The following is a 19760-nucleotide window of genomic DNA, read 5'->3' on the forward strand; positions in this document are numbered from 1 at the left end:
TTCGGGAAGAGAGGAGGGCTGTCCGCAGGGAGTTTAAGGGGGTGGGCGGCGCCGGGCAAGGGCGTTGGCATGCGATAATCCGGGTCGGTCAAATATTCCATTTTCAGCCATGCGCTACGCCATCGTGCCGGTTACCCCTTTCGAGCAAAACTGCACCGTTTTCTGGTGCGAAAACACCCGCCAGGCTGTTGTCATCGACCCCGGTGGCGATGTCGAGCGCATCATGCGCCTGCTCGAGGACGAAAAGCTTACCCTGGTCAAGATTCTCGTCACCCATGGCCATATCGATCACGCCGGTGGCGTCGCGCTATTGGCCGAGAAGAGCGGCGTCAGTGTCATCGAAGGGCCGCATGAGGAAGACCGATTCTGGATTGACGGCATGCCGCAGCAGAGCAAGATGTTCGGTTTTCCCAATGTGCGCAGTTTTGCGCCGACACGCTGGCTCAAGGATGGCGACAAGGTCAGTTTCGGCGAGGTCGAACTGGATGTCCTGCATTGCCCCGGCCACACCCCCGGGCATGTTGTCTTCTACCATGCGCCGAGTCATCTGGCCCAGGTCGGCGATGTGTTATTCCAGGGCTCAATCGGGCGGACCGACTTCCCGCGCGGCGATCACGACACGCTGATTCGCTCGATCAAGGAAAAACTCTTTCCGCTGGGTGATAACGTTGATTTCGTCCCTGGCCATGGTCCGATGTCGACCTTTGGCGAGGAGCGCAAGTACAACCCCTTCCTGAGTGGCCGCTTTGGCTGATCAGGTGCTGGCGTGGATTTTCGAGGCCCAGCCGTAGGCCTCAAGTTGGGCATTGAAGTAATCGTCGCTGTTGATGCCGAGCGCCTTGATCCCGCCTGATGCCGTTTTCAGATCGTGCTTGTCGACGGCAGTGACAGCAGCGAGTAGTTCGCCCAGCCCGCCTACTTGCTCGACCAGCGCCTTCTGCGCGACTTCGGGCAGCGGTAGCTGACGCATGATTTCCGCCATGGACATGCCGAGCAGTACGTCAAGCAGCGAGAACGTGCCGATCATGAACGCTGTGTCGGCTAGCTGCTCAGGGGGCAGTGGCGGTGTTATGCGATTGGCCAGCAGCTCAAAGAGGCGACCGCGTGCGGCCGCTTTTTGCAACAGCGGATTGGGATGTTGACCGTTGTTCGGGTCCGAATACACGAGCAATTGCAACCAGCGCTGCAGTTGACGTCGGCCAAGGAGGGTAATGGCCTGAGTGAAGCTGGTGATCGGGCTGCCTGGCGAAAGGGCTGCTGAATTGACCAGGCGCAGCAGGCTGTAGGAGAGCTTCGGTTCTTCTCGGAAAATGGTGTCGAGAGCCCCGGCATCTGCATCATCGGCGATCAGGGTGAGCAGTTTCAGTAACTTTAACCGGGTGATGTCGGCCTTTGCGTTCGGAGTCGAGCGAGTTTGCAGGAACTCGCAAGTCGACAGGATGCAGGCATTGTTCAGCACCCACTCGCGGTCGTTGTGCGTGTGCACATCAGTGGCAACCAGCGTGGTGCGACTGGCCAGGCCAATCAGAGTAAAAGGCGGCAGACTCCGGGCGTGGCTACTGCCAATCAGGAGGTAGTCCCAGCATCCTGCGCCAGGCAATTTGGCATCTGGTGACGCGGACAGTCCTACCTTGCGCTGAGTCAGGCGAAGATTCGCCTCAAGTTCGCTCAGCGCATCAGCATCCTGCGGGTTGGGTTGGCTCGGGAAAACGGTAACCGAACGTTCAGTCAGTACGCCAGCGTCATATCCGCCGCTCAGCGCCGGCAAAAGCCACGGGTGCCGATGATCAAACGTTTCGAGCAGGGGGGAGGAAAACAGCCTTGCCAGAGTTTCGCGATCGCTTGGGGCGCCGGGGGCGAATTCCATGCTGAAGCCAGACCACGAATCATCGGCGCCGAGTAGTGGATAAACAAAAACGGGAGCCGTGCCGGGCATTGATTTTTCTCCGGGTTGTATTTGTCAATGTTAGCAAACTTGAACGTCGTCGTCTGCGATAGTCGTCATAAACACGCGAGTTTCGGGAGGCGATTATGGTGGCCCGTATAATCTGCTGATGTTCCCCGTTTATTGGTCCCAAGCTGGCGCCGATTTGTCGCGCCATGATCCGGCGATGGCCGAATTGGTCGAGCGCTATGCCGGGGTGTCGCTCGTTTCGCGTGGTGATGCCTTTGGTACCTTGGCGCGCTCGATTGTCGGCCAGCAGATTTCCGTCAAGGCTGCCGATGCTGTCTGGGGACGGTTTGTCGCGCAGATCGGCGAAGTGGTGCCGGCCCGAGTCATTGAATTGGGTGAGAGCGGGCTGGAGGGCTGTGGCCTTTCCCGGCGAAAAATCGAATATCTGGGCGATCTGGCTGGCCATTTTGCCAGCGGCCAACTTGATCCGTCGCTCTGGGCGCGGCTGGGCGACGAAGAAATTATTGACGAACTGACCGCGGTACGCGGGATTGGGCGGTGGACCGCAGAGATGTTTCTGATTTTTCATCAGTTGCGACCGGACATTTTTCCGCTCGACGATATCGGCTTGCAGCGAGCAGTTTGTGATCGGTATTTTGCCGGTCAAAAACAGTCTCGCCGGGTGCTCGCCGAGTTCGGAGAGCGCTGGCGCCCCTGGCGTTCAGTGGCGACGTGGTATCTGTGGCGTAGCCTCGATCCGGTGCCCGTCGAGTACTGAAACTGTAGCCTTCTTACCTTTGGGGTAAAATGCGCGCCAACTTAGCAAACGAGCAGTCCATGAAAACTAGTTTCCTCGACTTCGAACAATCCATCGCCGACCTTGAAGCCAAGATCGAAGAGCTGCGTTTCGTGCAGGATGATTCCGCCGTCGATATCTCGGAAGAGATAGAACGGCTTGAGAAGAAGAGCGGTCAGCTGACCAAGGATATCTACGCCAAACTGAGTCCGTGGCAGATTTCGCAAGTGGCGCGCCACCCGCAGCGCCCCTACACACTGGATTACCTGTCGCTGATCTTCACCGACTTCGAAGAATTGCATGGTGATCGCTCCTTTGCTGATGACCACGCCATCGTTGGTGGCCTGGCCCGCTTCAATGGTCAGTCGGTCATGGTGATCGGCCACCAGAAGGGGCGCGATACCAAGGACAAGATTTATCGCAACTTCGGCATGCCGCGTCCAGAGGGCTATCGCAAGGCCCTGCGCCTGATGAAGCTGGCCGAAAAATTCGGTATTCCGGTAATGACCTTTGTCGATACGCCGGGTGCCTATCCGGGTATCGATGCCGAAGAGCGCGGTCAGTCCGAGGCGATTGGTCGCAACCTGTACGTGATGGCTGAACTGAAAGTGCCGGTGATCGTCACCATCATCGGGGAAGGCGGTTCTGGCGGTGCGCTGGCCATCGCCGTCGGCGACACCGTGCAGATGCTGCAATACTCGACTTACTCCGTGATTTCGCCGGAAGGCTGCGCGTCAATTCTCTGGAAGAGCGCCGAAAAGGCACCGGAAGCTGCAGAAACCATGGGTATCACGGCGCAGCGCTTGAAAACCCTTGGTTTGATCGACAAGATCGTAAATGAACCGTTGGGGGGCGCCCATCGCGACCACGCCGCGATGGCGCAAAATCTCAAGAAAGCCCTGCAGGACGCGCTCAAGCAGCTATCCGGCCAGTCGACGGCCGAACTTCTGGCCACCCGCTACGAGCGGCTGATGAGCTATGGCCGCTACAAGGAACAGCCTGTCAGCTGATCTGCGGGAGCGGGTAGGCGTTTTTCTCGCCACCCGCCTCCAGCCGGATACCCACCTCTGGGTGGGGCTGTCCGGAGGTTGTGATTCCGTCGTTCTTCTCCATGTATTGAGTCGTCTCGGCCTCGGTCGGCTTTCGGCCATTCATGTTCATCATGCGCTGTCGCCCAATGCTGACGCCTGGGCGGAGTTCTGCGCTGGCTATTGCAAGCGGCTCGGTGTTCCGCTGACCATCCGCCATGTCGCGGTAGATACGTCGTCCGGGCTTGGTCTGGAGGCAGCGGCTCGTGCCGCGCGTTATGCGGCGTTTGCCGAATGCACCGGTGGCAGCCTTCTTTTGGCGCAACACCGTGGAGATCAGGCTGAAACTGTCTTGTTGAACCTGCTGCGCGGGACTGGTGTGACCGGTGCCGCAGGAATGCCGGTCGAACGCCAGTTCGGATGCCTGCGACTGCTACGGCCGCTACTTGACGTTTCCCGTGCAGAAATTGAAAGCTACGCATCGGCTGAAGGTTTGGCCTGGATAACCGACGAGAGCAATGCCGACACCTCTCTGACTCGAAATTTTCTGCGCCATGAGGTGTTGGCTGCGATAAGCCAGCGCTTCCCATCGGCGGAGACCTCTCTGGCTCAGGCGGCGAGCCATTTTGCCGAAGCGGCGGGCTTGCTTGATGACCTTGCCGCTCACGACTGGCAGCTGCTCAGCGAGGGCGATGCCGTGCATATGCGGGCCTTGCGGCAGCTTTCCCTCCCCCGCCTGAAGAACCTGCTGCGCCATCGTTTGCGTCGCCTTGGGTGGCAGGTTCCGGTGACCTCTCGCCTTGAGGAGTTTGCCCGGCAATTGCAGTCGGCCGCACCGGATCGCCACCCGGAACTGGTGCTTCCTGACGGGAAAATGCGTGTGGCGCGCGGCCTGCTCCACTGGCTGTCGGAAAAATAACAAACTCTTACCAAGCGCCTTTCCGCGGGGAATGGCCTTCAGTTACAATCAACAGATTACTTATTTCATAAACAGGCCATGATTACTGGATCCATTGTCGCCATCGTTACGCCCATGCATGAGGATGGCAGCCTCGATTTGAACGCTTTCCGCAACCTCCTTGACTTCCATGTCAGCGAAGGGACCGATGGCATCGTGGTCGTAGGCACGACGGGCGAATCGCCGACGGTCAATGTCGAGGAGCATTGCGAGCTGATCAAGGTGGCAGTCGATCACGTCGCCGGCCGTATTCCGGTCATTGCCGGTACCGGCGCCAATTCGACGGCCGAAGCCATAGAGTTGACCGAGTTTGCCAAAAAGGCTGGCGCCAATATGGCCCTGTCCGTCGTTCCTTACTACAACAAGCCGACGCAGGAAGGCCTCTATCGCCATTTCAAGGCGATTGCCGAAGCCGTCGAACTGCCGGTTCTGCTCTATAACGTACCGGGCCGCACTGTTGCCGACATGTCGAACGACACCATTCTGCGTCTGGCCCAAGTGCCGGGCATCGTTGGCGTGAAGGATGCGACCGGCAATATCGATCGTGCCTGCGATCTGATTGCCCGTGCGCCTAAGGGTTTCGCCCTGTACACCGGCGATGACATGACCGCCGTCGCGACCATCAGCCTCGGTTTTCATGGTGACATCTCGGTGACGGCCAACGTTGCGCCACGACTGATGCATGAAATGTGCGTTGCCGCCGCCAGTGGTGACATCGTCAAAGCGCGCGAAATTCACTTCAAGTTGCTTGGATTGCATCGCGACCTGTTCTGCGAAGCCAATCCGATTCCGGTCAAGTGGGCGGTGCACAAGATGGGCTTGTCGCCCAACGGCATTCGTCTGCCCCTGACCACCCTGTCCGAAGCCAACCATGCCCGTGTTCTGGCCGCCATGCGCCAGGCTGGTGTACTCGCCTGAGCGGAGTAAAGTAAAAATGAATCGTCGGCTTTCTGGCCTCTCCCTTTCCCTGTTGGCGATTGCGCTGGCTGGGTGCAGTGTTCTTCCCGAATCTCGCAAGATCGAATACAAGTCAGCCAGCAAGGCCCCGACGCTGGAAGTGCCACCCGATTTGTCGCAGATCGCCCGTGATGACCGCTATCTCGTGCCCGATGCGGCCGGCAAGGGGAGCGCGACATTCTCGGCCTATAGTGCTGACCGCACGCCGCAGGCCCAGGCGCAGAACTCTGTTGTTCTGCCGCAGGTGGACAAGGTGCGTGTCGAGCGCTCCGGGAACCAGCGCTGGCTGGTGGTTGCCGCTCCGGCTGACAAGCTGTGGGATACGGTCAAGGATTTCTGGCAGGAAACCGGCTTCATCATTTCTGTTGAGCGTCCTGAAGCCGGCGTGATGGAAACCGACTGGGCGGAAAATCGTGCCAAGATCGGTGACGATATTCTTCGCAATACCCTTGGCCGGTTGCTTGATTCGCTTTACTCGACAGGCGAGCGCGACAAGTTCCGTACCCGCTTCGAGCCAGGTGCAACGCCGGGAACAACCGATATTTTTATCAGCCATCGTGCTATGGAGGAGGTCTACACTTCTTCTGCCAAGGATGACACTCGTTGGCAACCTCGCGCTGCTGACCCGGAACTGGAGGCGGAGATGTTGCGCCGTTTGATGGTTCGTTTTGGTTCAGAAGAGAAGCGTGCTGAAGCCTCGATCGCTTCGGTCAAGGCTGAGCCGCGTGCCAAACTGGCCAAGTCGGATGATGGTGCTGGCACTCTGGAAGTGCTTGAACGCTTCGACCGTGCCTGGCGCCGTGTTGGTCTGGCTCTGGATCGTGTCGGGTTTACGGTCGAAGATCGTGATCGTTCGCGTGGCCTGTATTTCGTGCGCTATGTTGATCCGGAATTGGACAATCGCAGCAAGAAGGACAATGGTTTACTGTCCAAGCTGGCATTCTGGAAGAGTGCAGAGCCACCGGCAAGCTCGAAGGTTCAGTACCGCATTTATGTGAGTGACGCCGGCGAACAGAGCACCGTCAAGGTTCTGTCCAACGAAGGTGGTACGGATAAGTCGGAAACCGCAAAGAAGATTCTCGGCCTGCTCCTCCAGCAGTTGCAGTGATTCGTTTTGCCTCGCTCGGCAGCGGCAGCGCTGGAAATGCGCTGCTTGTCGAGCACGGGGCAACTTGCTTGATGCTCGATTGCGGCTTCGGGTTACGGGAAACCGTGGCTCGTTTGCTGCGTCTTGGCCGGGCTCCATCTGATCTGGCGGGGATTCTCGTCACACATGAACATGGCGACCATGTCGCTGGCGTGTTTCGGCTGGCCCGCAAGTTCGGACTGCCAGTCTGGATGACGCACGGGACCTGGGCGGGCTGTCGGGAGGCGGATTCGGAACTGGATTTGCGCATCATCGATAGCCACCGTTCGCTGTCTATCGGCGATCTTGAGGTTCTGCCTTTTCCTGTACCTCATGATGCGCGCGAACCGGTGCAGTTTGTCTTTTCCGGTTCGGGTGTTCGGTTGGGGGTATTGACCGATATCGGCGAACCGACGGCTCACGTTTGCGAGATGTTATCCGGTTGCGCTGGTCTGGTTCTTGAATTCAACCATGATGCCGAGATGCTCGAGCGCTCGGCTTACCCGGTGTCGCTCAAGCGGCGCATTGCCGGGCGCTATGGTCACCTTGAAAATTCTGTGGCAGCAAAATTGCTGGGGCGAATCGACTGTTCACGCCTGCAAACGCTGGTGGCTGCCCATTTGAGCGAGCGCAATAATCGACCGGAACTAGCGGTTGGCGCGGTTGCGAGGGCGCTGGGTTGCCCGGATGAGTGGGTCGGCGTGGCGAGCCCTGATCACGGATTTGATTGGCGCAGCATTAGCTAAAAATGCTGGACAATAAAAAACGGGGCCGAAGCCCCGTTTTTCTTGATGCTGAAAGAATTACTTCGCAGCAGCAGGAGCGGCGGCCGGAGCGGCTTCAGCCGGCTTGGCAGCTTCAGCAGCCGGGGCAGCCGGAGCGGCAGCGGCCGGAGCAGCGGCTTCAGCCGGCTTGGCAGCTTCAGCAGCCGGGGCGGCAACCGGGGCCGGAGCCGGAGCAACAGCAGCCGGGGCTTCCGGCTTCTTGCCACAAGCGGACAGGGCAACAGCGAGCAGAGCAGCAACGAGGATAGACTTATTCATGGGATTTCCTTATCGACAAGAGGCAACAAAATCTGAATTGATCGGAGATCAGGAGATACCTAATCAGTCTGTGATTATAGCAACAATTTATTTGAGTGGGCGAGACTTGCTGCAGTGCGGAATAATGCCTGTAGATCAGAGTCCAAGCGTGGTGTTGGTAATGCTTTCGCCTCCTTCTGACCAGATTTCCTTGAAGCGGGTCAAATAGGGGCGGAGTTCGTCAATTTCATCGATTAGTAATTTGCCGCGCGGCATATCTCGCTCAAAACGAATCAGAGCGTGTTTGTCGTCGACGAGGATCATGCTGTCGCGAAGATGGGCAAGCTGCGGGGGCGTTTCACGGGCCGCGGCGCGGTGGCCGAAGGTGCTTAGCTGGCTGAGGAGCAACGGATGCTTTTGCCGGATCGGCCCGGCATTGCGAACGGCGATTTGCAGGGAATCGCCCTGTTCAGACTGGAGTATGCGTTTTATATGAAGCAGGCGGGGGGCGGATTCGAGTTTCAGCGTGACAAGGTCTTCGTCATAAATGCTGATCTTGTGACAGGCAATGGCCAGCAGGCGGTCGAGCGCCATTTGGTAGTCTGCCCAGGAGGTAATCAGTTCGCGAGCCATGGCGCTTAGTGTAACCGATTGATAGAATTCGCGCTTTTTCGGAGTTGACCGTGCCAATCGGGATCATCGTTGCGCTGGACCATGAGGCACGGGGGATTACCCGCCAGGATGGCAAGGCCATTTTTGTCGACGGCGCCTTGCCGGGTGAAACCGTCGAGTACGCCAGCTTCCGGAAGAAGTCCAAGTTCGAACTGGCGAATCTGGTCCGCGTGATCAAGCCATCGAACGCCCGCGTTGTACCGCGCTGCCCGCATTTTGGTGTTTGCGGAGGTTGTGCCATGCAGCACATGGATCCGTCGGCGCAGGTCGCCGCCAAGCAGCGCGTGCTCGAAGACAGCCTCTGGCACATCGGACGCGTGCGGCCGGAAACGATGCTGCCACCGATTCAGGGCGAGCCGTGGGGTTATCGGCACCGGGCCCGCCTGGCGGTTCGTCAGGTTGCGAAAAATGGGGGCGTGCTGATTGGCTTTCATGAATGGCGCAGCAGCTACATTGCCGACATTCGAAGCTGCGACATTTTGCCGCCCCATGTGTCGGCCTTGTTGATGCCCATGCGCGAACTGTTCGGCGCCCTGACGATAGCAGACCGTATTCGCGAGGTCGAGGTGGCGGTTGGTGAGCATTGCACGGCCGTGCTGTTACGCATTCTGGATCCGCTGACTGCGGCCGACGAGCGTTTGTTGCGCGAATTTGCCGATCGGTACGACATCGTCTTCTACTTGCAGCCGAAGGGGCCGGATTCCATCCAGCGCTTCCATCCGCTACCCGGCCCGCGTTTGTCGTACACCTTGCCGGAGTTCGGTCTTGAGTTCGATTTCAAGCCCAACGATTTCACCCAGGTTAACCATGCGGTAAATCGGGTGCTGGTCCGCCGCGCCATGCGCCTGCTCGATCCGCAACCGGGCGAGCGGATCGCCGACATGTTCTGCGGCCTGGGGAATTTTACCTTGCCGATTGCCAGGTCGGGGGCTGTCGTGGTCGGGGTCGAAGGCAGTGCCGGATTGGTGGCGCGTGGCCGGGAGAGCGCGGTCTCGAACGGCCTGGCTGATCGCGTTGAATTTGGCGTGGCCAACCTCTTCGAATGTTCGGAGCAATCGCTGGCAGCGTTGGGGCGCTTTGACAAGATGCTGATCGACCCGCCGCGTGAGGGGGCAGTTGAACTGGTGCGGGCGCTTGGAAATGATGCGCCGCGCCGCATTGTGTATGTTTCCTGCAATCCCGGTACGCTGGCCCGCGATGCGGCGGTGCTGGTCACCGAGAAGGGCTACCGTTTCGTCTCGGCCGGTGCCGTGAACATGTTCCCGCATACCGCCCACGTCGAGTCGATTGCCGTTTTCGAACGGCCCTGACGGCACGGGCTGTCCAGACGTAAAAAAGGCGGCCACGGCCGCCTTTTTTTATCGAGTCAGCAATGCTTAATCGCGTTCGCCGGTGAGGGCCATGATCAGTTGCAGCAGGCCGACGAAAACGTTGTAAACGTCGAGGTAGACCGCCAGGGTCGCGCTCACGTAGTTGGTCTCGCCACCCTGGATGATCCGGCTGATGTCGTACAGGATGTAGGCCGAGAAGATGCCGACGACTGCGACGGCAATGGTCAGCGACAGTGCCGGAATCTGGAAGAAGATGTTGGCGACGGCGGCGAGCAGCACAATGATCATGCCGACGAACAGGAACTTGCCCATGCTGCTGAAGTCACGCTTGCTGACCGCAGCGACAGTCGACATCGTGAAAAACACCGCGCCGGTGCCACCGGCGGCCATGGCGATCATCGAGCCTCCGTTGGAGAAGCCGAGGGCAACCTGCAGGATACGCGATAGCATGAGGCCCATGAAGAAGGTGAAGCCGAGGAGCAGGGCGACGCCCATTCCGCTGTCCTTGTTCTTCTCGATGCCCCACATGAAACCCATGGCAATGCCCATGAAGAGGAGGAAGGAAATGAACGGGCTGCCTGCCAGGAAGCTGAATTGCATCTGGATGCCGACTAGTGCGCCAATGACCGTCGGTACCATGGAAAGGCCGAGCAGCATGTAGGTGTTGCGCAGAACGCGGTTCTGCTGCAGTGCTAGCCCAGTAGAGCCCTGATTGGCAATCTCGAAGTTGGTGTTCATGCGGGAAGCTCCCTTGTGATATTGCGACAAACGTTAAGACTAACGGAGCTGGAGCGAAGTTTCAATTAATCCTGTGCGCTTTTGTGTCAGATTGTACCGGTGGCGACTGTGCTATCATGCGCGCCTTCCGGGTCTGTGGCAGAGCGGTTGAATGCACCGGTCTTGAAAACCGGCGTGCTGAAAAGCATCGTGAGTTCGAATCTCACCGGACCCGCCAGTAATTGCATCGGCCCCTTTGGGGCCGTTTTGCTTTCTACCGCTTTTCGTTTTTGGCCGTTTTTTCCGGTTGACCGTGGAAATGCAAGACAAAGACGAGGCAACGCGGGGCAAGGCGCCTGGCTCAAAGGTCGAGGAATTCTCCGACTTCGTCCGAGCGCGCCATGGTGTCGGCGTAACCGAGGTCGATCAAGGCTCGCGTATAGGGCTTCTCGAACAGCAGGTAGCTGGTTAGCGTGCCGTTGCGACGGTTCATGCCGCCAATGCCGCCGAGCATCATGCGCATTGCCCAGGGCAGGGCGCCGGCGTGTTCGGCGGCGATGCGCTCGAGGCGTTCGGAGGGCGAAATGATCAAGGCCTTGATCGGTCGCAAGGGAATTTCATTGTTTTCCCTGATGCTGGGTGGGATGGCGGCGAGCGTCCGGTTGATCCGCTGCATGCGCTCGATATCGACGGCCAGGCTATCGAGAAAAATGCTGGACAGAGCGTGGCCGGCAATTTGCGCCAGCGACGGATGGCTGTCGACCCGGCGACGTTCCTGATGTTCATTCTTGCGCCCGGCACCGACAATCAGTACCCGCTCGGCGCCGAGGTGGATGGCCGGGGAGATCGGCGCCAGTTGGCGCATTGAGCCATCGCCGAAAAATTCGCGGTGAATCTTGGCGGCAGGAAATATAAACGGGATCGCGCTGGAGGCGAGCAAGTGCTCAACGCCGATTTTGGAGCGAATGCCGATGCGCTGGACGCGATGCCAGGGCTGGGCGTCGGGGTGTCCCTGAAAGAAATTGATATTGTCGCCGGATTCGTAGCCGGATGCCGAAATGCTCAGGGCGTGTAGCGCGCCATTGGCAATCGAGCGTTCGATGCCGCGGAAATCGAGGTGGCGACTCAGCAAGTCGTGCAACGGCGAATTGTCGAGCAGCGAGCGTGGCCGGCTGCGAATCAGCCAGCCCAGTGTCAGCATGGTCATCCAGTGCGCACCCGAGACGCCGATGCCGATGGGGTCGGCGCGGTAGATGTCGCCGGCGTGCATGTTGCGCCAGAAGCTGGCCAGCACGGCAACGCCCTTGCCGAAATTGTCGGCCAGGCAGGCAATGCCGGCCGCATTAATGGCGCCTGCAGAGGTGCCGCACAGAATGGGGAAGGGGTTTTTTCGGCGGTTGGTCGATAGCTTGGCAACGGCAAGCAGGACGCCGACCTGATAGGCCGCCCGGGCACCACCGCCGGTCAGGACCAGTGCGGTCTTGGCTGAGCTTGCCGGGGGGGGGCTCATGCCGGCCTGGCGTCCGGTCGGTGCAATGTTTGCCTGAGCAGGCTGGCTTTCTTGTTTTTCATCTCCCCCTCCGTGCGCATGCTATCGATGTGCTTGCCGTGTTCCGGCAGTATAGGGGGAGAATTTTTTCCGCTCAATCCAGCTTGGTGCGCAGTGCGTCGGCCCAGCAGTTGGGCGTTTCGTAAAGTCGGACCTGTTCGAGCTGCAAATGGTTGCCGTAGGTGTCGCGGTACACCGCGTCGAGACGCTCGAAAGCTATGCGGGCCAGATTCTCTGCGGTTGGCACGCGGTCGAGGATGACTGTCTTGTGGCCCGGCATCGAACCGAGAAAGTCGACCACGGCCTTGTCGCCAGCGTAGGCGAGGAATGCGTGATCCCATTCGTTGACCAGATGGCTGTTGGCCAGATCCTTGACCTGCGAGAAGTCCATCACCATTCCATTGGCGGCATCGCCGGCCTTGTCGATGACGCTGCCCGACAAGGTGATTTCAATGGCGTAACGGTGCCCGTGCAGGTGACGGCACTGGCTTTTGTGGTCGGGGATGCGGTGCCCGGCATCGAATTCGAGACGGCGGGTAATCAACATGGGCGTTTTGCTCAACAAGGCGGTCGCGGATTATACAATGCGCCATGCTCTCCACAGACGATCACCGCCGGGACAGTGCCGGCCTGCGCTACGTTTATCCTGTCATTTCGCGCCGAGCCGGCGGGGTGTCGATCGGGATTAACCTCAATCCCAACAATGCCTGCAACTGGGCCTGCGTCTATTGCCAGGTTGAAAACTTGACGCGGGGCGGGCCGCCGCCGATTGATCTGGATTGCCTGGAACGCGAGCTGGCCGGCTTTCTCGACGACGCGCTGAACGGTGACTTCATGCAGCGGCAAGTACCCCCCGAGGCGCGGCGGCTGATGGATGTGGCTTTATCCGGCAACGGCGAACCGACCAGTGCCGCTGAATTTGCCGGTGCGGTAAGTGTGGTCGGGAAGGTGCTGGAGCGCTTTGATCAAAAAGGCAAGCTGGTCGTACGCCTGATTACCAACGGCAGTCTGATGCATCGTTCCGATGTGCAGTCGGGCATTCGTCATTTAGGCAAACTAGGGGGCGAAGTCTGGTTCAAGATTGACCGTGCCACGGCTGAAGAGGTTGCCGAAATTAACGGTGTTCCGTGGCAAATGGCAAAAACGTCAAAAAACCTTGAAATCTGCGCCGAGCTCGCGCCGACGTGGGTGCAAACCTGCTGGTTCGCGCTGGATGGCCTTGCGCCGTCGCTGGCGTCGCGAATGGCCTATTGCGATCTACTCCGACCGCTCGCCGGCAAACTGGCTGGCGTGCACCTTTACGGATTAGCACGGCCATCGATGCAAGCCGCTGCTTCGCGCTTGAATCCTCTGCCTGTCGATGTTTTGGCTGATTTTGCCCGGCAGATAGAAAAGGAAACGGGCATCCGGGTCATTGTTTCCCCGTGATGCCCGTTGTTACGGTCGACGCCCCTTTTGGGGCAAAAATCAGGCCGCTTTTTTTGCGTGGGCGCGAGCCGACTTCTTCAGGGACTTGAACAGTTCTGGTTCCTGGGCCTTGAGGTATTCGACAACTTCGATGTCGTCACGCTTGATGTTCTTGATATCAACTTGTTCAACGTGCACCAGGCGGAGCAGTTCGCGCACCGGCTTCGGCATGTTGCGGCCGCTTTCGTAGCGGGAACCGCCACTCTGCGTCACGCCGAGGGTGGACCAGAACTGTTGCTGGTTGAGACCAAGCTTACGACGAATTTCACGAGCGTCGATTTTCTCGATGGTTTTAACTGTAGACATCATTCAATCTCCATACGCTAGTGTAATAGGGTTACCCAAGCATCCTAGCGATATATGCCTTAGGTGATATAACCAAGTGTATAGATGGTTATGACATTTTGCAAGTGTCAATGCCGATAAATTTATCAAATACGCGTAAATTTTTTTTAGGTTGGTGGTCTTGCTATTAGCTTCGACCTTATGCGAGACGAGAAGTGCAATATCCTTTCCGAATTTCGGAGGATGCTCTAAGATCAACCGACCAATTAATACCGAGTGCGGGAGAGCGCAATGCAGGTCCGGGAAATACTTCGAGTCAAGGGTGCCACGCTGTACACGGCGTCGCCGCAACAGTCCTTGGCTTTCGCCATCGACAGCATGGCCGACCTCGACGTCGGCTCCCTGGTCGTCATGGATGGCGGCAAGATGGTCGGTATGCTGACTTTTCGCGAAGTACTCCTGGCGCTCAAAGGCAAGGCGGCGGCTGCGGAGCGCCTGACTGTCGGTGACGTGATGGTGACCAACCCGGTGACTGCTTTCCCGGATATGGAGGCCAACGACCTGCGCCGGTTGATGATCGACAAGCGCTCGCGTTATCTGCCGGTCGTCGAAGACGACACGCTGATGGGCGTCATCTCATTCCTTGATGTGGCCAAGGCGGTTCTTGAAGAGCAGAGTTTCGAGAACAAGATGCTGAAGAGCTACATCAAGAACTGGCCAACTGATCAGCAGGAAGCCTGAGCCTTCAAACGAACAAAAGGCAGCTTCGGCTGCCTTTTGTTCGTTTACGGCTAGCGACTGTCCCAGCCGTAGCGCTTGGTTCTTTGCCAGCGGTTGTCGGGCTGCTGGCGCGGGTTTGGCGCCGGGTTTGTGCTTCCCTTGCGGGTTGGGGGCTGGGTCGAGGGTTTTGCTGCGGTCGACGGTGTGGGAGAGGGCTTTTTGCTTGGCATGGTAAACTCCTCGTTCCATATTAGAACGCTGCTTCCATGTCCGGCAATATTTTTGGCACCTTGTTTACCGTTACCTCTTTTGGCGAGTCGCACGGCCCGGCGATCGGTTGCGTCGTTGATGGCTGTCCACCCGGGCTGGCCTTGTGCGAGGCTGATATCCAGGCCGAACTGGATCGCCGCAAGCCGGGGACGTCGCGGCATGTGACGCAGCGCCGTGAGCCGGATACCGTCGAGATTCTTTCCGGTGTCTTCGAAGGTAAAACGACCGGCACGCCGATCGGCCTGCTCATTCGCAATCAGGACCAGCGCAGCAAGGATTACGGCAACATCGCCGACACCTTCCGTCCCGGCCACGCCGATTACACCTACACCCAGAAATACGGCTTCCGCGATTACCGTGGCGGTGGCCGTTCGTCGGCCCGTGAGACTGCAGTGCGCGTGGCGGCTGGAGCGATTGCCCGCAAGTGGCTCAACGAGCGTTACGGTGTCAGCATTTGTGGCTGGATGAGCGCCCTCGGTCCAATCGAGATCCCTTTTGTTTCGGCCGACGATATTCGCGAAAATGCTTTCTTTGCGCCGAACGCTGCGCTGGTGCCTGAACTCGAAAACTACATGGACAGCCTGCGCAAATCGCTCGATTCGGTCGGCGCCAAAATCACTGTGACCGCCACCGGCGTCCCGCCGGGTTGGGGGGAGCCGGTTTATGACCGGCTTGATGCCGAAATCGCTTACGCCATGATGGGTATCAACGCCGTCAAAGGCGTTGAAATTGGCGCCGGCTTCGCTTCGGTGGCCCAGAAAGGCAGCGAGCACGGCGATGAAATGACCCCGCAAGGCTTTGCGACCAACCATGCCGGCGGCGTACTGGGCGGGATTTCGACGGGGCAGGATATTGTCGTCAACATGGCGATCAAGCCGACCTCATCCATTGCCCAGTCGCGGCACTCGATCGATCGTCAGGGCAACGCCATCGAGGTGGCGACCGAGGGCCGGCACGATCCCTGTGTCGGCATCCGCGCCACGCCGATTGCCGAAGCCATGCTGGCTCTGGTGCTGATCGATCATGCTCTGCGCCACCGCGCCCAGTGTGGTGATGTGGTGTGTACCACGCCGCGCATACCGGGTGAAATCGCGTAATATTTCTACGTTTGCCGCCCAGGCGGCTGATCATCGCAATAGGGAGAGAAACCATGCAAGTTGATCATCACGATCTGTATCAGGAGTTTCCGGAGTTCAAGGACGGGATTGATGCGCTCAAGTCCGGCAATGCCTATTTTTCCCGCCAGTTCGCTTCCTACAACCGCCTGACCGGCAAGGTCGAGGATCTGGAAGAGCACGACATGCCGGTCGCCGACTTCACCATCGAAGACATGAAGAAGCAGCGCGTCAAACTGAAGGACGAGATTTACCATCTGCTGCTCGCCTTCCGCGCCGGCCAGCAGTCCGTCAAGGCCTGATTAGCGGCGATGCCCGACGACGCATCCGGTAAAATCACCGGATGCATGCTTTGCCTTACTGGCGCCTCTCGGGCTACTACTTTTTCTATTTCGCCTTCATTGGCGCCTTCTCGCCCTATTTCGGGCTCTATCTCCAATCCCTGAATTTTTCTGCCTGGGACATCGGGCTGCTGATGTCGCAGATGCAGTTGATGCGCCTTTTTGGCCCCAATCTGTGGGGCTGGCTGGCTGACCGTTTCGGTCGGCGCATGGCGATCATTCGTCTGGCCGCCGGGATCGGCCTGGCCGGATTCACCGCCTTTTTCTGGCTCGATAAATTGCCCGGCATGCTGGTCGCGATGGCTGTGCTGGCCTTCTTCTGGAGCGCCGCATTACCGCTGGTCGAGACGCTGACTTTCGACCATCTGCGCGACGAGCGTGGTCGTTACAGCCGCATTCGCCTGTGGGGATCGATCGGCTTCATCGTCGCCGTGATGGGAACCGGCGCGCTGCTCGACATGGCGCCGCCGGTCGGTGTGCTCTGGGTGTGCTGGGCGATTCTCGCCGGCATTCTGCTCTACGCCTTGACCCTGCCGGAAGCGCCGCCAGTTCCGCATGACCGCGATGCTCAGCCGATCGGCGAAATCCTCCGCCAGCCGAAGGTGATTGCGCTGATGACCGCCTGCTTCGCGATGTCGGCGGCGCATGGTGCGTTCTACGTTTTCTATTCGATTCACCTTGACGCCCACGGCTACTCGAAGACCGAAGTCGGCTTGCTTTGGTCGCTCGGGGTGGTGGCGGAAATTATTGTCTTCATGTTTATGGCGCGGCTGTCGCGAAGGTTCTCGCTGCGCGCCATCCTGCTCGCCAGTTTCGGGGCGGCGGTCATTCGCTTTGTGCTCATGGGCTGGGGCGTCGAATCGGCGACCATCATGATTCTGGTCCAGTTGCTGCACGGCCTGACTTTTGGTGCCTACCACGCAGCCTCGATTGCCGCCGTGAATCAGTGGTTTCCGGGTCGGGCGCAGGGGCGGGGACAGGCGCTGTATTCCAGCCTGTCATTCGGCGCCGGTGGCTTGCTTGGCGCGCTGATCAGCGGCCGGACCTGGGATTCGCTGGGTTCCGGCTGGACCTTTACTCTCGGTTCGCTGTTCGCGCTGGTCGGCTTCGCGCTGGTCTGGGGCTGGGTCGGCGCAAATGCGACGGTCAACCGGGAAAACAGGGCAAAAATGAAAGATCCTGTGCAATAATTAAACGCTTTACGGCTCACTTTACGCACCATGTCGAAGACCCTTTACGACAAGCTTTGGGAGAACCACGTCGTCCATCAGGAAGCAGATGGCACGGCCCTTCTCTATATCGATCGTCACCTCGTCCACGAAGTCACCAGCCCGCAGGCTTTCGAAGGTCTCAAGCTGGCCGGCCGCAAGCCGTGGCGCATTTCTTCCATTGTCGCGACGGCCGACCACAACACCCCGACCGATCACTGGGACGAAGGCATCAAGGACCCGGTTTCCCGGCAGCAAGTCGAGACCCTCGACGCCAATATCCGCGAAGTCGGCGCGCTGGCCTATTTCCCGTTCAAGGACGCGCGGCAGGGCATCGTGCACGTCGTCGGTCCGGAAAACGGCGCCACGCTGCCCGGCATGACCGTCGTTTGCGGCGATTCGCACACCTCGACGCACGGCGCCTTCGCCTGTCTGGCTCACGGTATCGGCACCTCGGAAGTCGAGCACGTGCTGGCCACCCAGTGCCTGTTGCAGAAGAAATCGAAGACCATGCTGATTGCCGTCGACGGCAAGCTCGGCAAGGGTGTCACCGCCAAGGATGTGGCGCTGGCCATCATCGGCACCATCGGCACGGCCGGCGGTAACGGTTACGCCATCGAATTCGGCGGCAGCGCCATTCGCGGCCTGAGCATGGAAGGTCGCATGACCCTGTGCAACATGGCCATCGAAGGCGGTGCGCGCATGGGCTTTGTCGCGGTCGACGACAAAACCATCGATTATTTGAAAGGTCGCCCGTTTTCGCCGAAGGGTGACATCTGGGAAAAGGCGGTCGCCTATTGGCGCACGCTGCATTCCGACGCCGGCGCGCAGTTTGACCGCATCGTCACGCTCAAGGCCGAAGAGATTCGTCCGCAGGTGACCTGGGGTACTTCGCCGGAAATGGTCGTCGCCATCGACGCCGTCGTTCCCGACCCGGCCAAGCAGACCGACCCGGTCAAGCGCGAAGGCATGGAACGCGCCCTGCAATATATGGGTCTTAATCCCAATACACCGATCAAGAATATCGCCATCGACAAGGTGTTCATCGGCTCCTGTACCAACTCGCGCATCGAGGATCTGCGCGAGGCGGCATCCGTGCTCAAGGGGCGCCATGTCGCAGCGACCGTCAAGCTGGCGCTGGCTGTACCAGGTTCCGGCCTGGTCAAGCGTCAGGCCGAAGCAGAAGGACTGGACAAGGTGTTCATCGCGGCTGGTTTCGAATGGCGTGAACCGGGGTGTTCGATGTGTCTGGCGATGAATGCCGACCGTCTGGAACCGGGCGAACGTTGTGCCTCGACCTCCAACCGCAATTTCGAAGGCCGTCAGGGCCCGGGCGGACGCACCCATCTGGTCAGCCCGGCCATGGCAGCAGCAGCGGCAATTGCCGGACGTTTTGCCGATGTGCGAGACGTTCTGTAAGCAGAGGAGATGATCATGAAGAATTGGTTTGTCTTGTTTGCTGTGGTTTTCCTGGCCGCCTGCAATACTGCAGAGGGCGTCAAGAAGGATGTTGCCATTGGTGCGGAAAAGACCGGTGAAGCCTTGCACAAGGGTGGCGAAGCGGTTGGAAGTGCCCTGCAGAAGAGTGGCGAGGCGGTCGGCGGCGCCCTGAAAAAGAGTGGCGACGCTGTGCAGAAAGCGGTGGAGTAATGGATAAATTTGTTCGTCTGGAAGGTTTGGTGGCCCCCCTCGACCGCAACAACGTCGATACCGATGCGATCATCCCGAAGCAGTTTCTCAAGTCCATCAAGCGTTCCGGCTTCGGCCCGAATGCCTTTGATGAATGGCGCTACATGGATGTCGGACAGCCGGGGCAGGATTCCTCGGGGCGACCGAAAAACCCGAATTTCGTGCTCAATCTCCCGCGTTATCAAGGCGCCGAAGTGCTGCTGACCCGCGCCAACTTCGGTTGCGGTAGTTCGCGTGAACATGCGCCGTGGGCGCTGCTCGATTTTGGCTTCAAGGCCATCATCGCCGAATCGTTCGCCGACATCTTCTTCAACAACTGCTACAAGAATGGCATCGTGCCCATCGTCTTGCCGGCCGGCGAAGTCGAAGCCTTGTTCAAACAGGTCGAAGCGACACCCGGCTACAAGCTGGTCGTCGACCTGCAGGCGCAGGCCGTCATTCGCCCGGATGGCTATGGCATTCCGTTCCAGATCGACGCTTTCCGCAAGGAGTGTCTGATCAATGGCTGGGACGACATTGGCCTGACCCTGCGTCACGCCGAGAAAATCCGCGAATTCGAAGAAAAGCGTCGTATCAACCAGCCCTGGCTGTTTAGTTAGTCATGAGTTATTAGGA

Annotated in this window: 24 protein-coding genes and 1 tRNA gene; 17 read left to right on the forward strand and 8 right to left on the reverse strand. The window is 59.0% G+C overall.

Annotated elements, in window-relative coordinates:
• Positions 1–109: 109 nt before the first annotated feature.
• Positions 110–754: an MBL fold metallo-hydrolase gene (locus tag KI613_RS04925; protein ID WP_226404084.1), complete on the forward strand. Its 645-nt coding sequence runs from the start codon at positions 110–112 to the stop codon at positions 752–754.
• On the opposite strand, the gene KI613_RS04930 is transcribed toward KI613_RS04925, so the two are convergent.
• Positions 755–1936 carry an EAL and HDOD domain-containing protein gene (locus tag KI613_RS04930; RefSeq protein WP_226404085.1) on the reverse strand — a complete coding sequence of 394 codons (1182 nt, stop codon included), beginning with the start codon at positions 1934–1936 and terminating at the stop codon, positions 755–757.
• Positions 1937–2054: 118 nt separating this feature from the next.
• Here KI613_RS04930 and KI613_RS04935 point away from each other — a divergent pair, with 118 nt between their 5' ends.
• The 6 genes from KI613_RS04935 (at position 2055) to KI613_RS04960 (ending at position 7505) form a co-directional block, all read left to right on the forward strand.
• Positions 2055–2672 (forward strand): DNA-3-methyladenine glycosylase family protein, encoded by a 618-nt coding sequence (locus KI613_RS04935; protein WP_226404086.1) that lies wholly within the window; start codon positions 2055–2057, stop codon positions 2670–2672.
• 59 nt (positions 2673–2731) lie between these two features.
• Positions 2732–3700 carry an acetyl-CoA carboxylase carboxyltransferase subunit alpha gene (locus KI613_RS04940; protein ID WP_226404087.1) on the forward strand — a complete coding sequence of 323 codons (969 nt, stop codon included), beginning with the start codon at positions 2732–2734 and terminating at the stop codon, positions 3698–3700.
• Positions 3669–4637, forward strand: a complete 969-nt coding sequence (gene tilS / locus KI613_RS04945) for a tRNA lysidine(34) synthetase TilS (RefSeq protein ID WP_226404088.1) — start codon at positions 3669–3671, stop codon at positions 4635–4637. Before KI613_RS04940 ends, tilS begins: the two co-directional genes overlap by 32 nt.
• A 78-nt stretch (positions 4638–4715) precedes the next feature.
• Positions 4716–5594 (forward strand): 4-hydroxy-tetrahydrodipicolinate synthase, encoded by an 879-nt coding sequence (dapA, locus tag KI613_RS04950; protein ID WP_226404089.1) that lies wholly within the window; start codon positions 4716–4718, stop codon positions 5592–5594.
• Between the two features lie 16 nt (positions 5595–5610).
• Positions 5611–6741 (forward strand): outer membrane protein assembly factor BamC, encoded by a 1131-nt coding sequence (gene bamC, locus KI613_RS04955; RefSeq protein WP_226404090.1) that lies wholly within the window; start codon positions 5611–5613, stop codon positions 6739–6741.
• Complete coding sequence (locus KI613_RS04960) at positions 6738–7505, forward strand: MBL fold metallo-hydrolase (protein WP_226404091.1); 768 nt, start codon at positions 6738–6740, stop codon at positions 7503–7505. Before bamC ends, KI613_RS04960 begins: the two co-directional genes overlap by 4 nt.
• Positions 7506–7562: 57 nt before the next feature.
• Here the strand turns inward: KI613_RS04960 and KI613_RS04965 are convergent, their stop codons facing one another.
• The gene (locus tag KI613_RS04965; RefSeq protein ID WP_226404092.1) at positions 7563–7802 is read right to left on the reverse strand and encodes a hypothetical protein; all 240 of its coding nucleotides are present in this window, start codon (positions 7800–7802) and stop codon (positions 7563–7565) included.
• A 135-nt stretch (positions 7803–7937) separates the two neighbouring features.
• Positions 7938–8414, reverse strand: coding sequence for a DUF7931 domain-containing protein (locus KI613_RS04970; RefSeq protein WP_226404093.1), 477 nt, complete (start codon positions 8412–8414; stop codon positions 7938–7940).
• Positions 8415–8464: 50 nt separating this feature from the next.
• Between KI613_RS04970 and rlmD the strand changes: the two genes are divergently transcribed.
• A complete protein-coding gene (gene rlmD / locus KI613_RS04975; protein WP_226404094.1) occupies positions 8465–9763 on the forward strand; it encodes a 23S rRNA (uracil(1939)-C(5))-methyltransferase RlmD in 1299 nt (432 codons plus the stop codon).
• Between the two features lie 66 nt (positions 9764–9829).
• Here the strand turns inward: rlmD and KI613_RS04980 are convergent, their stop codons facing one another.
• Positions 9830–10522: a Bax inhibitor-1/YccA family protein gene (locus KI613_RS04980; protein WP_226404095.1), complete on the reverse strand. Its 693-nt coding sequence runs from the start codon at positions 10520–10522 to the stop codon at positions 9830–9832.
• A 129-nt stretch (positions 10523–10651) separates the two neighbouring features.
• Between KI613_RS04980 and KI613_RS04985 the strand changes: the two genes are divergently transcribed.
• Positions 10652–10739: transfer RNA gene (locus KI613_RS04985), tRNA-Ser, on the forward strand.
• Between the two features lie 123 nt (positions 10740–10862).
• On the opposite strand, the gene KI613_RS04990 is transcribed toward KI613_RS04985, so the two are convergent.
• Positions 10863–12011 (reverse strand): patatin-like phospholipase family protein, encoded by a 1149-nt coding sequence (locus KI613_RS04990; protein ID WP_226404096.1) that lies wholly within the window; start codon positions 12009–12011, stop codon positions 10863–10865.
• Positions 12012–12144: 133 nt separating this feature from the next.
• On the reverse strand, positions 12145–12597 hold the full coding sequence (gene queD, locus KI613_RS04995; protein WP_226404097.1) for a 6-carboxytetrahydropterin synthase QueD: 453 nt from the start codon (positions 12595–12597) through the stop codon (positions 12145–12147).
• Positions 12598–12884: 287 nt separating this feature from the next.
• Here queD and KI613_RS05000 point away from each other — a divergent pair, with 287 nt between their 5' ends.
• Positions 12885–13478 carry a radical SAM protein gene (locus tag KI613_RS05000; RefSeq protein WP_319004090.1) on the forward strand — a complete coding sequence of 198 codons (594 nt, stop codon included), beginning with the start codon at positions 12885–12887 and terminating at the stop codon, positions 13476–13478.
• 39 nt (positions 13479–13517) lie between these two features.
• On the opposite strand, the gene KI613_RS05005 is transcribed toward KI613_RS05000, so the two are convergent.
• Positions 13518–13823, reverse strand: a complete 306-nt coding sequence (locus tag KI613_RS05005) for a helix-turn-helix domain-containing protein (protein WP_226405690.1) — start codon at positions 13821–13823, stop codon at positions 13518–13520.
• Between the two features lie 270 nt (positions 13824–14093).
• Between KI613_RS05005 and KI613_RS05010 the strand changes: the two genes are divergently transcribed.
• Positions 14094–14543 (forward strand): CBS domain-containing protein, encoded by a 450-nt coding sequence (locus KI613_RS05010; protein WP_226404099.1) that lies wholly within the window; start codon positions 14094–14096, stop codon positions 14541–14543.
• 50 nt (positions 14544–14593) lie between these two features.
• Here KI613_RS05010 and KI613_RS05015 read toward each other — a convergent pair whose 3' ends face one another.
• The gene (locus KI613_RS05015) at positions 14594–14752 is read right to left on the reverse strand and encodes a hypothetical protein (RefSeq protein WP_226404100.1); all 159 of its coding nucleotides are present in this window, start codon (positions 14750–14752) and stop codon (positions 14594–14596) included.
• Between the two features lie 36 nt (positions 14753–14788).
• Between KI613_RS05015 and aroC the strand changes: the two genes are divergently transcribed.
• Genes aroC through leuD form a run of 6 tightly spaced genes read left to right on the forward strand, consistent with a single transcriptional unit; the run spans position 14789 to position 19744 of the window.
• Positions 14789–15889 (forward strand): chorismate synthase, encoded by a 1101-nt coding sequence (gene aroC, locus KI613_RS05020; protein ID WP_226404101.1) that lies wholly within the window; start codon positions 14789–14791, stop codon positions 15887–15889.
• A 53-nt stretch (positions 15890–15942) separates the two neighbouring features.
• Positions 15943–16209, forward strand: coding sequence for a YdcH family protein (locus tag KI613_RS05025; RefSeq protein WP_226404102.1), 267 nt, complete (start codon positions 15943–15945; stop codon positions 16207–16209).
• 41 nt (positions 16210–16250) lie between these two features.
• Positions 16251–17438: an MFS transporter gene (locus KI613_RS05030; RefSeq protein ID WP_226404103.1), complete on the forward strand. Its 1188-nt coding sequence runs from the start codon at positions 16251–16253 to the stop codon at positions 17436–17438.
• A gap of 30 nt (positions 17439–17468) precedes the next feature.
• A complete protein-coding gene (gene leuC / locus KI613_RS05035; protein WP_226404104.1) occupies positions 17469–18875 on the forward strand; it encodes a 3-isopropylmalate dehydratase large subunit in 1407 nt (468 codons plus the stop codon).
• 15 nt (positions 18876–18890) lie between these two features.
• Positions 18891–19106, forward strand: a complete 216-nt coding sequence (locus tag KI613_RS05040) for an entericidin EcnAB (protein ID WP_226404105.1) — start codon at positions 18891–18893, stop codon at positions 19104–19106.
• Positions 19106–19744: a 3-isopropylmalate dehydratase small subunit gene (gene leuD / locus KI613_RS05045; protein ID WP_226404106.1), complete on the forward strand. Its 639-nt coding sequence runs from the start codon at positions 19106–19108 to the stop codon at positions 19742–19744. The genes KI613_RS05040 and leuD overlap by 1 nt, the downstream gene beginning before the upstream one ends.
• Positions 19745–19760: the final 16 nt, after the last annotated feature.

It is taken from the genome of Ferribacterium limneticum (genome assembly GCF_020510585.1).
Taxonomy (GTDB): Bacteria; Pseudomonadota; Gammaproteobacteria; order Burkholderiales; family Rhodocyclaceae; genus Azonexus.